Origin of the sequence: Bradyrhizobium sp. AUGA SZCCT0160 (assembly GCF_018130105.1) — a bacterium.
GTDB lineage: Bacteria > Pseudomonadota > Alphaproteobacteria > Rhizobiales > Xanthobacteraceae > Bradyrhizobium.
This window is the reverse complement of sequence record NZ_JAFCMD010000002.1, coordinates 41,153-56,435: the sequence shown is the minus strand read 5'-3', so window position 1 is coordinate 56,435 and position 15,283 is coordinate 41,153. Positions and strand designations below refer to the sequence as shown.

Sequence of the window (15,283 nt, the reverse complement as noted above, 5' to 3'; positions counted from 1 at the left end):
GCCCAACTCAGGATGCAAGCTTGACGATACCATAGGGATTGAATTTGAAATCGCCTTCCGCGTAATCGGACTCGAAGGACAGTTTGGCGCGGCGCGACTTGAGCGTTGCCTCCAGTCCTTGCCGCGCGATCTCGTCAGCGACCGCGTCCATGGTCGCGACGGCTTGCCGTTCACTGCCATGGGATTTCGGCACGAACACTTCGGGCAAGCCCGCCAGGTGAAAACCGACGCTTTCCAGATAATCGTCCGAGGCCAGCGGCCGTTTGGCGAATGCCAGGCGGCAAACGCGGCGCAACGCGAAGTCATCATCGGATTTCAGCGCGGCACTGGCCTGAAGGATGAGTTCGTTCCACCTGACGAGGCCGTGCGCGACACCGGCGCTCTCGCCCTTGACGGCGGTAGCCCCCGCCTTGATGACCTGGTGGACGAGCATCAAGGCACCGGTGGAAACGACGATGGCGGTTTCCGTCGTCATGGGCGGACCGAGCACGTACAGCACCGATTGGTGATTTTCCACCGCGTCATCATCGGCGCTGGAGCGGGCATTGGGATGCACGCGATCCCAGGAAACCCCAAACGAGCGGCTCATGCGCGGATCCGGTTTGTCCTGGGAATAGGTCTGATCGATGCCAAAGCCGGTGGCAAAATCGCGGATGGCCATCGAAGCCGCGTCCGACAGCTTCGCCAGGCCCTGTTTGCCGCCGAGGAAACACAGAACGTGCCGGGGCTTGACGGATGCACGCCGCGCTTTCGCCGCGGCGTCCTGACCGGACGCGGCCGGCTTCTGGCCGCCGGCGTCTGACGGGCTCGCCATCAGCAATACTCCTATCATTCCCAATAGTCCGCGGCGAACGGCGTTCATGCCTCACTCCTTGATGCGGCGCCGAACGGCGGTGCCCTGACCCTCCCCGTAGCTGACGCCCGAGTGACTAGGCATCAGTGTGGTCAACCCGCCCGGCGGTTCGGTCTGGGAGACCGGATTCCGCTGCCTTGGTGATCGGAAATATGGATTTGCCAGCCCGGCCTCCCCTTCCGCCTAGATCATAAATAGAAACAATGTGTTTCGATAGTTTCTATTTATATACCACGTCGGGAGGCATATCCAATGGCCATCGGAATTCAAGCAACGGAGAAATCCAATGGCCGGGAAACTTTCGGGCAAGGTAGCCCTCGTCACCGGCGGCTCCCGCGGTATCGGCGCAGCCAGCGCCCGCGCCCTCGCGGATCACGGCGCCAACGTCGCCATCAGCTATGTCGCCTCCCCTGACAAGGCCGAAGCCGTCGTCAAGGAGTTGAAGGCCAAGGGTGTCGAAGCCCGCGCCTTCAAGGCCGACCAGGCTTCCACTGTTGAAGTCGAGCAATTGGTGAATGACGTCGCCAAGCACTTTGGCCGGCTCGACATTCTCGTCAACAATGCCGGCGTCGCCGTCAGCGGCGCAGTCGATGATGCCAACGCCGACACCGCGGCACTGGCGCGGCAGGACGCGATCAATGTGCATGGCGTCGTCACCGCGATCCGTACAGCCTCGAAGCTGATGGGCGAAGGCGGACGCATCGTCACCATCGGTTCGGGCATTGCGACCCGCGCATCGTTCCCGGGCCTCGCCGACTACGCCGCCACCAAGGCTGCGATCGTCGGCTACAGCAAGGGCGCATCGCGCGACCTCGGCCCCCGCGGCATCACTGTGAACGTGCTGCAGCCGGGCTCGATCGATACCGACATGAACCCGAAGGACGGCGGCGATTTCGCCGAAGCCCAGCGTACGCAGCACGCGCTGCAACGCTACGGCACCGCCGAAGAGATCGCAGCCGGCGTCGTGTTCCTCACCAGCCCGGACGCCTCGTTCGTTACCGGCACCGTGCTCAACGTCGATGGCGGCTTCGGCGCCTAGTTCAATTCATGCAGGCGAGGCCGGGCGCGTGGCGCCTGGCACCTCGCACAAAACTTAACAAGGAGTATTTCCCATGATCGAACTCAGACCTTTTGCAGAACTCGGCGGCGCCGACCACGGCTGGCTGAAGGCAAAGCATCACTTCTCCTTCGGCAGCCATTATGACCCCGACAATATGGGTCACGGCTCGCTGCGGGTGTGGAACGACGACGAGATCGCCCCCAATACCGGCTTTCCCGCCCATCCCCACGCCAACATGGAAATCATCACCTATGTGCGCGAAGGCGCGATCACGCATCAGGATTCACTTGGCAACAAGGGCCGCACTGAAGCCGGCGACGTGCAGGTGATGAGCGCGGGATCCGGCATCCGTCACGCCGAGTACAATCTGGAGCCGACCAATACACGGATCTTCCAGATCTGGATCGAGCCGACCACGCAAGGCGGCCAGCCGACCTGGGGCGCCAAGCCGTTTCCGAAGTCGGACCGTTCCGGCAAGCTCGTCACCATCGCCAGCGGCATTGCCGGCGACAAGGATGCGCTGCCGATCCGCGCCGATGCCCGCGTGCTCGCCACCACGCTGAAGGCCGGCGAGAGCGCGGAATACGAAGCCGGCAAGGCGCGGCACCTCTATCTGGTGCCGGCGGCCGGCAGCGTCGAAGTCAACGGCGTGCGCGTCAACGCCCGCGACGGCGCGGCGATCCGCGATGAAGCCAGGCTGACGATTACGGCGCTGGAAGACAGCGAACTGGTGCTGGTCGACGCGGCGTAGTCCCCACACTCACTCCTCGTCATGCCCGGGCTTGGCCCGGGCATCCACCCCGCTCCGCGAGAATCTTCGAAGCCGATGGATTGCCGGGTCAAGCCCGGCAATGACAGCTACCAATTAACAACCACCTACAACCTCAAAGGAAAGCCATCATGGCCAAAGTACTCGTGCTCTATTATTCCGCTTACGGTCACATCGAGGCGATGGCGAACGCCATCGCCGAGGGCGCGCGCGAAGCCGGCGCTACCGTCGACATCAAGCGCGTGCCCGAACTGGTGCCCGCCGAGGTCGCCAAGGCTTCGTATTACAAGGTCGATCAGGCAGCTCCCGTCGCCAAGGTCGAAGAACTTGCCAATTACGATGCCATCATCGTCGGCACCGGCACCCGCTTCGGGCGGATGGCGTCGCAGATGGCGAACTTCCTCGATCAGGCCGGCGGCCTCTGGGCCAAGGGCTCGTTGCACGGCAAGGTCGGCGGCGCCTTCACCGCGACTGCGACCCAACACGGCGGCCAGGAGACCACGCTGTTCTCGATCATCACCAATCTGTTGCACTTCGGCATGACCATCGTCGGCCTCAACTACGGCTTTGCCGGTCAGATGAAGCTCGATGAAGTCACCGGCGGCGCACCCTATGGGGCGACCACGATCACCGGCGGCGACGGCAGCCGCCAGCCGAGCGACAACGAGCTCGCCGGCGCGCGCTATCAAGGACGCGTGATCGCGGAGACCGCCAGGAAACTCCATAGCTAACTGCATGGCTGATGCGAGACGGGCGGCATTCTCATTTGAGATTGCCGCCCCATTTATCCATTGGGGACGATGGATTCAGCATGGTCGAACTTCTCTTTATGGCTCAACTGGTGCGCCGTCCGCTGCAGGCGATTGCACGGCGGTGGTGGTGCCGCAGTCTCTACCGCGCCTCGCGCGGCCAGCGGCGATGCCCGGAATGCACCAGATTGTGAAATCGGTCTGACGGTTTCGTGGTACGAAACGGATTCGTGATACGGAATCCACCACTCGCTTTTCACCGATACGGGGTTTAGGCATGAGCAATTTTTCGCAACCCCCGTGGCCGGAATTGCCGACCGCGGCGTGGCGTGACACCTATGCGACGCTGCATCTCTGGACCCAGATCGTCGGCAAGATCAGGTTGAGCAAGACCCCCTGGCTGAACCATTCCTGGCATGTGGCGCTCTATGTTACTCCGCGCGGGCTGACGACGTCGCCAGTCCCGGACGGCACGCGAACGTTCCAGATCGATCTTGATTTCATCGATCACGTCCTGCGCATCTCGACCAGCGATGGCGCGAAGCGGCAGTTTGCGCTTTCGGGAAAATCGGTTGCCAGCTTCTACGCCGCCACCATGATGACGCTGACCGAGCTGGACATTTCCGTCACCATCGACGAAATGCCGAACGAACTACCGGACCCGGTCCGGTTTTCGGAAGATAACGTCCACGCTTCCTACGATCCCGAAGCGATCAAGGACTTTCTGCAGATTCTCGTGAACTGCGATCGCGTCTTCAAACAGTTCCGCACCGGATTCCTCGGCAAGGCCAGCCCGGTGCATTTCTTCTGGGGCAGCTTTGATCTGGCGGTGACCCGCTTCTCCGGCCGTCGCGCGCCACGTCATCCCGGTGGCGTACCGTATCTGTCCGACGACGTCGCCTGCGAGGCCTATTCGCACGAAGTCAGCAGCGCCGGCTTCTGGCCGGGAAGCGGCGCGATCGATTATCCCGCGTTCTACTGCTATGCCTATCCGGAGCCTGCGGGCTTTCGCGCGACGAAGGTGCGGCCCGACGCGGCGTTCTTCAGCGAAGCGCTCGGCGAATTCATCCTGCCCTACGATGCCGTGCGCACGGCTGATGATCCCGACCAGGCGTTGCTGGATTTCCTGCAAAGCACTTATGAAGCCGCGGCGATTTCAGCGAAATGGGATCGCGACGCGCTGGAATGCGACTTGGGCCAACCCGGCGTGGTGCGGCAGGTCTAGGCGCGGATCAATTCTCGTGGACAGCGTCGGCTTCTGCCGTTGAAAGCCACCAGCCATCGCCGGCAAACCAGCAGGTGTCGTCGATGGCGCCATCGAGCCGGAGCGACCGCACGTCTTCCCACCCCTGCAGAAACGCCTCCGTCAGGCGGCGGCCGGCATCCTCGTCCTGAAGACCGATGCAGCCAATAAACTGTGCCCGGCCACGGAACCTTGCCGGCCAAACCGCACCCTGATCGGGACGTGTGACCAGCAGCATCCCGCCATGCACACCCGCGGGCGCAAGCGGAAACAACAGCCGGCCACCGCGACGCAACGCATCGAGCCACTGTTGGGCTGGCTGGGCCGCACCGGCACACACGTAGATCAAATCCGCTTTCGGCAGATCCGCCGCAATGCCCGATTTTGACTGAACATTCACCTGTGGCAGGTCTTTCAGGTTGTCGCGCGCGCGATCCGCCAGGCCTCCGTCAATCTCATAGGCGTGCACCTGCCCGCGCGGCCCGACGAGTTGTGCGAGGATCGCGGTGTAATATCCCGTGCCCACGCCAACTTGTAGAACCGTCTCACCTTCCTTCAATTCGCAGCCATCGAGCCAATAAGCATGCGCGCTGGGCATTCCGATATTGAGATGTTGCGCGCTATCCAGCGCGACCAGCGTATTTTGATAGATAAACGCCGGATCATCGTTCGGGGTCGTTACGTAATCATGCGCGCCGAGCGCAATCAGCCAGGGCCCCGGGCCCACAAACGGTTCGCGCTTGACTACACGAAAGGCCTGTTCAATCCGGGAATCGCGGACCTTGGCGGCGGCGCAGACAAGGCTGGCATAGAATGAATGCAGATTTTCCGACCGCTCTTGCATGATCAACTTCCGGCATTGCGATGCTCGATCCTATTCGAGGCTGTCGCCTGCAGGAAGCTTCGCACGATGGGCAAAAACCGGGAAGCGCCGCCATCACGGCGAAACGGGATCGCGATATGCGTTCCAAGTCCAATCGGAAATGAAGCGGCGCTAATGCTGCAATTGCGGCTTCACGACCGTCTGCCGAACTTCGGCGCCGCAGTCGGCGCATTCAAAGGTGAAGTCGATCTTCGCCATGCTCCAATGCGGCTCGACGTCCCTTACAAACATCGGAATCCCGATGCAGCTCGGACAAATGACGAAAGCTGGCTCGATGTCGTCGTGCTGGTGGATATAGGCTGGCATGTCGGCACTCCCCACGGAAGCATTCAGCTGTAGCCCTTGACCCGACCATCAGCATACGCCGCTGCACTAAAGGCGATCATGAACTCTTGCGAACACAGGTAGAACAGCCGCACAATCCTGCCCAGTGTGACAGATTTGCACGACCGTGTCGTCTCTGCCACAGCGCGTCAGTTCTCTTCGCGCGGCAAGGGTTTACCGGGCGCCCGCTTCAAATAGGCGCTGAGCTTCGGATAGTTGCGCAGCTCGCGCGCGGCGCGGTCGCGCAATGCGTAGGGCAACCCGCGCAGGCTCAAGGCGGCGCTGATGTCGACCAGCGGCAGCGGTGTCACGCCAAAACGCCGCTTATAGTCATAATCGCCCACGCTGAAGTCGAACTCGCGCACGCCGTCGCTGTGCAAGGCGGCCATGGTACGTTCGATGACCAGCCGGCCCGGCGAACAACTCGACCATTTGTCGCCGGCATTGCTGACCCGCAGCATGACGTAGCGTGACCCACAGCGAACGCCGAGCAAGGTCGCGACGACTTCCTCGCCGACCGTCAGCGCCGACAACACGGCATAGCCCTCGCCGACGCCATCACGCACGAGGTTTCGATAGAAATCGGCACAGGCCCCGTCGCCGAGGATGAAGTTTACCCCTAGATGTTGCATCCGGGCGCTCTGTTGCGCATCCAGGGCGGCAAGAACGCGCAAGGCTTCGTCGTTCTCTCCTGCGATCTTGAATGTAGCGCCGGGATAGGCCGTAAACGCGCGCCAGCACCGTTCGAGAACCTTGCGCACGTCGCGCTTCAGCGAACGCTTGTACTGGTCGAAATCCTCGCCTGTGGTGACGAGATTGCCGTTTAGCGAGCACGGCCCGGCTCCATCCAGCATCGCCAGCGGATTGGATCCGCCCTGCAGATCGAGCGGCATTTTCTTGAAGCGAATGAGATCAGCGCCGCCAGGCAACCGGCGCAACGCCAGTCGCAGCTCGCGCCACAGGATGGCTGCCGCCTTTGGTTCGCGCGGCGCGGCCGGTCCGAGCAGCGGCGCGTTGTAGTCGGTCAGTTCGAGGTCGGCGAACTCCACGACGCACATGCGCTTCAGCTTGCGCCTGATCAGCGGCAGCAGCAGCGCGACTTCCCCTGTCGCACGATCCCTGACGGTTGCAACGAGTGGCTCGATATCCGGCTGTCCGGCGAACGCGCCATACCATGCCGCGAGCCACTTCTCGTGCTGGAAGATGGTCGTCTGTCCGCGACGATACGCACCGTCCCAGTTACCTGCGACGGTATCCCAATTGTCGAACTCCACGGAGAACGCCGCAACCTGCGACGTGCGGTTCCGCCCCACGTGCCGTGCTGCGTCGTTTGTCAGTGTTGTCACAATCAAGCCGCCTTCATGCCGCCCTGGAAAGATTGTTGGAAAGATCGACCACCTGCTCCGGATGGTCGTGGTCGAGCCGGAATTCGATCTCGTTCCGCGCCTTGCGCTCGCGCTTGATCCAGGACGTGTTGCGCAGCGCCTTCTGCATCACCGCCTTGCCCCAGAACGCCGGCCCCTTGAGCGAACGGCTCTTGGGCGTATATCCGAAGCGATTGCGCAACAGACCGTTGGCCAGATTGACGATCCGGGTCCGCCTGATCTCTTCATTCTCGTAACCCACCGTCATGGAGATGTTGACGGTGCCGAGATTGTCGACGCGATGCGGCGCGTTCAGCGGCCAGTTCAGCATTTGCCCAGGCTCGAGATCGAGCACGGTCGCATAGCGATCGTACCATTCGTGATAGGGCATATCGAGTTCGAGCTCGAACAGCTGGATGTCCTCGAGGTTCTTCGGAGTCACGAAGGGAGGGTTCGACGGATAGATATGGACGCGCTTGCGGCCGGCGATTTGAATCAGGCTCTGGCCGGGAAGATCGGCGTGGTAGTGAACCTGCGCCTTCGGCGCCGAGAGCAGAATGCCGGCGTTGTACTGGTGCGGCAGCGCGAAGTGCGGGACCTTCTCGCCGATTTCGGCGAACATCTGAGCCAGCAGGTCGCTGTAGCGGGAGTCGATATCCGAAACCATGCGCAGGTTGAGCCACAGGTCGCCCCTGGAAATCGCGTCGATGACCTGATGGCCGCTGAAATTGCCGATATCGCCGTGCCGCCAGATACGCTTGTCGCCCTTCACGCCGGTCTGCATCAGGCTGTAATGCTCGCGCGGATAATTCTCAATCAATGCGGCAAGCTGATCCATCGAGAACAACGGCGACTTGTGCATGTTGTGCGCAAGCCGGATTGGTTGGTGTCCCCACAGCACCGAATGGGTGTCGTCCCAATTACTGAAAATGCGATCTGCCGCCATCGTCCAACTCCTTTTGACCAAATTTTTTTCGCCCGGATGACGACCGATTTCGGCTGCGTCCTGCACGCTGTCCCGAAATCTCAGATGGCTGCCACGCCGTCGGTCATCCGATGTCCCGTTATGAGACGGCCGGATCACCTTCGCGCTCCAACTGGCAAGAAGGATGCCGCAGGGGTGTCGCACCCACTTACCGGACGATAAGGTCTGGGATGTATGGCTAACGCTGGCATAACCGAGAGAGCGCCGGCGACCCCACGATGGCTTCAGAACCGCAATATCGGGCGCTGTTTCTCGGCGCGGGACCGCAAATGCAGTGCGGCGTCGGGCAATTCACGCGATTGCTGGGCGAGTGGATCGAAAAGGCCGAACCCGGCAGTTGCACGACGTTAACCCTGACGCGATCGGAAGGGTCATTCACCGAAATCTGGGGCGCCGTCGGCTCCGCACGGAGCGTGGTCTGCAACTTTCCGATCGTGGCCTGGAAGCGCGTGATGTTCACACCGCTGCTGGCGATGGCCATGGCGCGGCTGCGGCGGCGCAAAACTGTCCTGATTCAGCACGAATGGGCCGGGCTGCATTGGCTGCGCCGGATCACCTATATCCCGGCCCTCCTGCTCGCCAACACCATCGTCATGTTCTCGCCGCTGGTGCGGCGGGAACTCGCCGAGGATTCCCTGGTGGGCTGGACCGCGAAGAAATGCGTGCTGGCCCCGCTGCCGCCGAACATAGAGGCGCCTGCAGGGATGGCGGCTTCGGACTTGCGCCGGCGTCTCGTTGCAGCAAGGCAAGACGGCCGGCTGGTGATCGGTCATTTCGGCTCGATCTATCCGGCCAAGCAACCCAATGCGCTGCTGGAGATCGGCGCGATCCTCAAGCAGCGTGGGCTGCGGCCACTGATCGTCTATGTCGGCTCCTTCATCCGCGGCACAGACAATGTCGAGGAGGAATTCCATGCCCGCGCCACCGAACTCGGGATCGCCGATGATGTGATCGTGTCCGGCTTCGTCGCCTCCGATCACGAGGTGTTCGGGCTGTTCGGCGCGGTCGACGGGTTCTGTTATCCGCTCGACGAAGGGCTCACCGCGCGCCGCTCCAGCGTTCTTGCCTGCGTGCAGGCCGGCCGGCCGCTGATCGTGACCGGCCCCGCGCTGCCTGACGAATTCGACCATCATGCGCGCTTCAAGGAATTGATCGATCGCGGCGCCATCGTGCTCGTGCCGCGCGGATCGAGCGCGGACGCCTACGCCGATGGCATCGTTGCTGCGCTGAAACGGCCGCCGGTGCAGGCCGCGTTCGACTTCGATGGGTGGTGGCAGGACGTCGCGAACGCGGTTCGCGCCCAGCTCTAAGCCTCACTCCCGGACGCGAAATCGCGCCAGATAGTGCAAGCCGAACACCGCCACCAGGAAGGTGAACCACAGGGGATCGGCGCGGTCGAGGAAGAAGCTCTCCATCGCCGACAGATAGAGTCCGAACAGCCAGATGCGCAACAGCGCCATCGCCAGCGGACCATTGTTGCCGCCCTGATCGGCTTGCTGGAAATTCCGTAGCGGCACGATCACCAGCACGACGACGAGCAGGATCAGTCCGGGCAGGCCCATGCCGAGCGCGGTATCGAGATAACCATTGTGGCTGTGCGCCGCGAACGCGGCCCATTCCTTGCCCGCCGGCAACTCCTCGAACGCCTTGCTGCCCCAAAACGCCACGAAGCCGTAGCCGGTTGCCAGCCGCTGCCGCAGCGCGTCCAGCGCAAAATTCCAGATGTCGGTACGGCCGGTGAAGGTCGAATCCAGCGGCAGCAGCTTGGCGACCGCAGCCAGACCTTCGCTCATGACGGTGCCGACGCTGAGCATGTTCAGCAATAGCAGCGGCGTCAGGAGCAGGATCGCCCGCACCCAGAACGAGCGAAACACCGAGGTAAGCGAGGTCAGCAGCAGCACGGCGAAGCACAGCGTCAGCGAACTCTTGCCGGCGGCATGAAACAGAAACAAGGAACTAAGGCCGATGATGACCGCGCCGGACAGAAGTGCGCCGGAGCGCGCGATGTAGATACCCAGGAACAGCAGCATCGCCATCACGCCGGCTGCCACGTTCTTGTGACCGAAGGCGCCGCGCCAGTCGCCGGCAAGAAGCGGCTCCTGCGGATCGGTTGCCTGATGGATCGCAAACTGCGGCGCCAGCAGGATTCCGAGGTAACAGACCGCGAGCAGGATCAGCGCTGCGATGCTGAGCAAACGCATCAGTTCGCTTTGCGATTTCGGCAACAAAAACATGGTCGACGTGACGGCGATAACACACGCCGTCAAAACAAACCGCCGCATCGATGTGGCGGGATCGACCGACAGAACCACCGTCACACAGACCCATCCGGCAAACAGCAAGAACGATGGCGTCAGCAAAGTCGCCAGCCCGCGCATGTTGTTGCGCGCCGCGAGCGCAATCATCAGCACCGCGAGGGCGCCGAACACCAGATAGGTCGGCGCCTCATTGCCGGTACTGACTTCGCCGATTTGTATGTCGCCGAGATCGGCGAACGGCCGCAATGAAATCCATGCCAGCACCAACGCTCCGACGAACGCGGCGCAGCGAACGACATCCAGCACTTGCTGCCGCCAAACCCCTCCTGCGACGATACGAAGCTGAGACGTGATGGCGAGTTGGCTCACGTGATCTTCGAGGCCTTGTAGGGTTGAGGTTCGATGCCGATTGCGGCCAGCACGCTCCCGATTGCCACCGTCATCGGATGCATCGCTATGATGCGGTCGCGCTCCGTCAGGGCCGCCCGCGCGGCCTGGAGAAACGACAGCGGAAACGCCGCCAGCAATTTCAGCGTCAGCCTGGCGCGCAGCCAGAGTGTCGGTGTCGCCTTGCGCTGGACGTGATAATTGATCGCGCCGATCCGCAAGCCGCGGCTGATCAGCCAGCTGAGCCTGGTTCGGCTCGGTGGCACCGTCTCGCTGATCGTGGCCTCCGCCACCCAGTGAAACCGCATACCCAGACGCAGGCAGCGGTAGAAGAAATCGGTGTCGCCGCCGCCGAGGAAATTGAAACGCAGATCGAACGCCGGGGCGTCGACGCGCTCGAACACCGAGCGCCTGATCAGGCAATTGCCGCAGCCATAGATCACCGGAACCGGTCCGGACGTGTCGTAGGCCGGCGCGAAGGCCGGATGACGACGCAGCCCGCGCTTTCGCGCGTCATCGAAGTCAGGCATGACCGGCCCGCCGACGATGTCAGCCCCGGTGGCTTCGGCCGTCAATATCATGCGCTCCAGCCAGTCCGGCGAGGCAATTTCGTCATCGTCGATCATCAGGAAACTTGACGCTGCCGGGAAGGTTGCCAGCGCCGTCTCGAACGCCGCGTTGATCGCATGGCAATTGCCCTGCCGTGGTTCGACCACGCAGAGACCGGGGAACTTGTTCGATGCCAGGAACTCGGTCGCAACCGGAACGCTCTCGCTCCGCAGCGCATCGTTCTCGACCATGACAACCGCAAAGCGGTGACCGGTACGCTGGCCGGCGAGCGATTCCAGGGTCTGCCGCAGATGCTGCGGCCGGCGAAAGCAGGGAATGCAGACGACGATCCCGATCGAAGCAGGATCGAGGGCCGGCGAGATCGCCGCCAGGGCGCGGGCGGCGTTCGGCATGGTGTCAGCGGTTTCCATCGGCGGGCAATCCGTTCAAACTCTGGCGCATGACGTTTGCTATGGGTCCAGACGATACAAGAGCATTGCTGCGATATCCGGTCCGACAGGATGCCTGGTGGTGGCGAATTGTTCCCGACGGTTAATGGACGGGGTTAAGTTTGAATTAAATCAGGTTCAGGCTCGGGGCTCAGCGGCTGAACAGCTTGCCGAACAGCTTCTGGGATTTGGGAAACTGCCCGTTGGAGATCCGCGTGGGCCACAATCCGTCGACGTCGAAATAAGCGGCGTAGGCGATGTTGTTCCTGTTCTTCACGAACCAGTCATGCATCTGCTGAATGAAGTACGGATTGTCGCCGAAATTGCCGACGCCCCATTCCGGATAGCTCATCGGCTTGCCGTGCCTGGCGGCAAAGTCGCGGTGCCATTCCAGGCCGAACGGCGCCTTGAGATAGAAGGTGTTCCACCGCTCTTCCGGCGAGCCCTCATGTTTGAAATCGTAGATATCCAGACCGATGTAGTCGACGACATCGTCACCCGGATAGGCCAGGTCCGCCGGCGTGTCCTGCGTTCCCCATCCCGGACACCAATCATATTTGAATGTGTCGGAGTGGCGACGGAAGATCCCGACCACGCGCCGGAACGCCGCGATGTAATCGGCTTCATGATCCTTGGCGAACCACGCCATCTGCGACAGATTCATCTCCCAGCCGAGACGGATGATCGCCCTTGGCTGCGCATCGGCAATCGCACGGGCAGCCGCCTCGAACTCGCCGTCGTGCACGCCATTGGCGACGTCGACGAGCGGCGTCCCCGGAACTGTCAGCGGCACCGACCAGACGACATTCCGCGACGGGTTGAGCTTCTTCCAGATGCCGGGAACCCAGGTCAGCTTGTGGAAATCCTCCCAATTCGCCTGGCCGTAGAAATCGACGCCCACCACCGACGATGGCGGCTGTTTCAACCATTTTTCCCAGGCCTGCAGGGTACGCTCGCGCCCAACGGGGCCCCAATCGACGAAGGCTCCGGCGAATTTTGCAGGACTGGAGTTGACGCGCGGAGCGGCGTTGCTGTCGACGCGGGCGAGCAACAGCAGGCTCAACACAAGGGCCACCAGGAAAAATACCAGGCGCCTGAGGCCAACCCGGCGGCGAGGCGCGGGACGCTCAGTTCGAAACATTAGACGTCCTCGTCAATTTGTTACCGAAGACAGCAGACAGCCTTCGGCCGACTTCGGCTGCGCCCTTGTCAGTGAGATGCCCCTCGTCGAACTGCATCGGAATATCGGCTTCGACAAACTCGTCGCAATGACCATCTCGGCAGACCGCGTCGTAGACGGATGAATAGCTCGCGCCGTGCGCCTTTACCAAGGCGCTCATGACGCGATCACGCTCCCGAATTCCGGGTGTGCGCTTCGTGCTGGCAAGGGCTGGATGGTCGCGAAGAATCCCGTCGATCAGGAGGCGTGGAAGAGCGGCGGCGTATTCGACGATCGGTCCAAGTACGACGACGTCGATTCCCCTGGATTTCAGGGTATCCAGCGTGGCCGACAGGTTCGGCAGATCCTCATCCTTCCATGAGGCAGCGAGTACGACCTTGTCGACACGGTTGTTGACGAGGAAGTCGTTGAACGCCAGTTCCATCACATCGCGGCAAGCCTTCAATCCGCCTCTCGGCTCCCCCGGAACGGCCGGGCGGCATTCGCTTGCAGTCGCCTGCAAGATGTTCACCTGCGGCATGGCGGCGGATAGCCCGGACCAGAGATGCGCGGCATGGCTGTCGCCAATGAGCAGATAATTCGGCCGCGCCGGATCCAGTTTCAGGCAGGTTTCGACATCGAACCGCTGGCGGTTGGCCGATATGAAGCAGCGTCCGGTCCGGAACGCGGCGGACGAATCGTAGGCAAGATAGGTGCCGATATCCACCACGCGTTGCGGAAAACGGTATGGCGCGCCGCCCACGACGAACACCAGGGCGCACAGCGCGAACGTCGAGCCCATCGCGGCTGACGCGGCGCCGAACACAGCGACCTTCGATGTCTGCCGCGCCATCGAACGGAACGGCAATTCGACCAGCTTCCACGACAGATAGGCGAGCCCCACCGCCAGCGTGATCAACGTCAGTTTGGTCGACGCTGCGGATTCTGCGCCGAACAGCAAATCGGTGCGCTGGAATACGATCAACGGCCAGTGCCACAAATAGAGCGAATAGGATATCAACCCGATCGCGACCAGAGGCGGCAGTGACAGCAATCGTCCGGCCATCGATATCCCGCTCTCGCTGGACGCGATTACCAGCACCGCACCGAGGCAGGCGAGTGACGTCATCAGCAGAAGCGGCACTGATGCCGATCCAAGCAGGATCACGCCAATCAGCAGCAGCAACCCGGCTCCGCCACAAATGTTCTTCCAGAACGTGGTTTCCGGCACCGGAATGAATTTGATCGCCAGCATCGCGCCCAGCGCCAGCTCCCAGGCGCGGAACGGCGTGAGATAGAATGTAAAGTTCGCATTTCTCATGCTCATGGCGATGGCTGCAGCAAACGAAATCGCAGCGATAACCGCAAACAGCAATCTGGCGCGCTTCGGAAACCGCCGATAGACAAAAAGCATCAGCAGCGGGGCGATGAAGTAGAACTGCTCCTCGACGCTGAGCGACCAGGTATGCAGCAGCGGTTTTGTTTCGGCCGGCGCATCGAAGTATCCAGAGGTCTGCGCAAAATAGGCATTGGAAACCGAGCCGATCGCGCTGGCAAGGCTCTTTGCATAGCCAATCAATTCGGCCGGCAAGAAATAGATATAGGCGAAGACGCTCGTCACCAGGAACATGACGAACAGCGCCGGCAGGATTCGCAAGATTCGTCGCTTGTAGAAATTGCCAAGCGAGAACGATCCGTTGCGGATGTCCGCATCGATCATGCCGCAGATCAGGTAGCCCGAGATGACAAAGAAGATGTCGACGCCGACGAAGCCGCCTGCGAAACCGGGCACACCGACATGGTAAAGAACCACCGGAACAACAGCGAGGGCCCGCAGCCCGTCAATATCCGCACGATACTTCATTGCAGGAACCTCGCGACGCTGCCGCAACCGCGACCGGCCTTCACCGTTTCAAAAGCGGACACTCTGGACAATCCAGGTGTGCCGAAACGGGCTGATGCCACCGCGACCTCCGCGGGCAACGGGAAATTGGCTTGGAATGGCGGACAATCTGTCATGGGGCACACTTCTGGCGATGAACATCGGCGATGCGGAGTAGCCTTCTGCAATATCCGGGCAACCTCGCCAAAAGCGCCGCTTCGCGCACGTATTGCGTTTCCATCGTGGTTACCGCGCGCGGTTAACCGGCTTGCGACGGTGAGACAAACACAGAATTAACCACATCAAATCGCGGCGACCGTTAGCGGAACCGTCCGGCACCGATCTTGCTCAAGGGTCAGGCAAAGGGAT

General features: G+C 61.8%; 14 protein-coding genes. 5 read left to right on the top strand and 9 right to left on the bottom strand.

The window, feature by feature from the left end:
* Window positions 1–7: 7 nt before the first annotated feature.
* Window positions 8–862, bottom strand: a complete 855-nt coding sequence (locus tag JQ558_RS03825) for a hypothetical protein (RefSeq protein ID WP_212292936.1) — start codon at window positions 860–862, stop codon at window positions 8–10.
* A 277-nt stretch (window positions 863–1,139) separates the two neighbouring features.
* Between JQ558_RS03825 and JQ558_RS03820 the strand changes: the two genes are divergently transcribed.
* The 4 genes from JQ558_RS03820 (at window position 1,140) to JQ558_RS03805 (ending at window position 4,656) form a co-directional block, all read left to right on the top strand.
* Window positions 1,140–1,892, top strand: a complete 753-nt coding sequence (locus tag JQ558_RS03820; protein WP_212292935.1) for an SDR family NAD(P)-dependent oxidoreductase — start codon at window positions 1,140–1,142, stop codon at window positions 1,890–1,892.
* 73 nt (window positions 1,893–1,965) lie between these two features.
* Complete coding sequence (locus tag JQ558_RS03815) at window positions 1,966–2,664, top strand: pirin family protein (RefSeq protein WP_212209578.1); 699 nt, start codon at window positions 1,966–1,968, stop codon at window positions 2,662–2,664.
* Window positions 2,665–2,813: 149 nt separating this feature from the next.
* Window positions 2,814–3,413 (top strand): NAD(P)H:quinone oxidoreductase, encoded by a 600-nt coding sequence (gene wrbA / locus JQ558_RS03810; protein ID WP_212275696.1) that lies wholly within the window; start codon window positions 2,814–2,816, stop codon window positions 3,411–3,413.
* Window positions 3,414–3,708: 295 nt separating this feature from the next.
* On the top strand, window positions 3,709–4,656 hold the full coding sequence (locus JQ558_RS03805; RefSeq protein WP_212292934.1) for a DUF5996 family protein: 948 nt from the start codon (window positions 3,709–3,711) through the stop codon (window positions 4,654–4,656).
* Window positions 4,657–4,663: 7 nt separating this feature from the next.
* On the opposite strand, the gene JQ558_RS03800 is transcribed toward JQ558_RS03805, so the two are convergent.
* From JQ558_RS03800 to JQ558_RS03785, 4 genes are all read right to left on the bottom strand, one after another.
* A complete protein-coding gene (locus JQ558_RS03800; protein WP_212292933.1) occupies window positions 4,664–5,518 on the bottom strand; it encodes a protein-L-isoaspartate O-methyltransferase in 855 nt (284 codons plus the stop codon).
* Window positions 5,519–5,668: 150 nt separating this feature from the next.
* Window positions 5,669–5,863: a hypothetical protein gene (locus tag JQ558_RS03795; RefSeq protein WP_212292932.1), complete on the bottom strand. Its 195-nt coding sequence runs from the start codon at window positions 5,861–5,863 to the stop codon at window positions 5,669–5,671.
* Between the two features lie 167 nt (window positions 5,864–6,030).
* Window positions 6,031–7,227 carry a GNAT family N-acetyltransferase gene (locus tag JQ558_RS03790; RefSeq protein ID WP_212292931.1) on the bottom strand — a complete coding sequence of 399 codons (1,197 nt, stop codon included), beginning with the start codon at window positions 7,225–7,227 and terminating at the stop codon, window positions 6,031–6,033.
* 13 nt (window positions 7,228–7,240) lie between these two features.
* Window positions 7,241–8,191: a hypothetical protein gene (locus tag JQ558_RS03785; RefSeq protein ID WP_212209572.1), complete on the bottom strand. Its 951-nt coding sequence runs from the start codon at window positions 8,189–8,191 to the stop codon at window positions 7,241–7,243.
* A 257-nt stretch (window positions 8,192–8,448) separates the two neighbouring features.
* Here JQ558_RS03785 and JQ558_RS03780 point away from each other — a divergent pair, with 257 nt between their 5' ends.
* Window positions 8,449–9,540 carry a glycosyltransferase gene (locus JQ558_RS03780; RefSeq protein ID WP_212292930.1) on the top strand — a complete coding sequence of 364 codons (1,092 nt, stop codon included), beginning with the start codon at window positions 8,449–8,451 and terminating at the stop codon, window positions 9,538–9,540.
* 3 nt (window positions 9,541–9,543) lie between these two features.
* Here JQ558_RS03780 and JQ558_RS38070 read toward each other — a convergent pair whose 3' ends face one another.
* The 4 genes from JQ558_RS38070 to JQ558_RS03760 all read right to left on the bottom strand — a co-directional run bounded on the left by JQ558_RS38070 (window position 9,544) and on the right by JQ558_RS03760 (window position 14,896).
* Complete coding sequence (locus JQ558_RS38070; RefSeq protein ID WP_212292929.1) at window positions 9,544–10,857, bottom strand: O-antigen ligase; 1,314 nt, start codon at window positions 10,855–10,857, stop codon at window positions 9,544–9,546.
* Complete coding sequence (locus JQ558_RS03770) at window positions 10,854–11,855, bottom strand: glycosyltransferase family 2 protein (protein ID WP_212292928.1); 1,002 nt, start codon at window positions 11,853–11,855, stop codon at window positions 10,854–10,856. The genes JQ558_RS38070 and JQ558_RS03770 overlap by 4 nt, the downstream gene beginning before the upstream one ends.
* Before the next feature lie 169 nt (window positions 11,856–12,024).
* Window positions 12,025–12,948 carry a glycoside hydrolase family 26 protein gene (locus JQ558_RS03765; protein WP_212292927.1) on the bottom strand — a complete coding sequence of 308 codons (924 nt, stop codon included), beginning with the start codon at window positions 12,946–12,948 and terminating at the stop codon, window positions 12,025–12,027.
* Between the two features lie 52 nt (window positions 12,949–13,000).
* Window positions 13,001–14,896, bottom strand: coding sequence for an acyltransferase family protein (locus JQ558_RS03760; protein WP_212292926.1), 1,896 nt, complete (start codon window positions 14,894–14,896; stop codon window positions 13,001–13,003).
* Window positions 14,897–15,283: the final 387 nt, after the last annotated feature.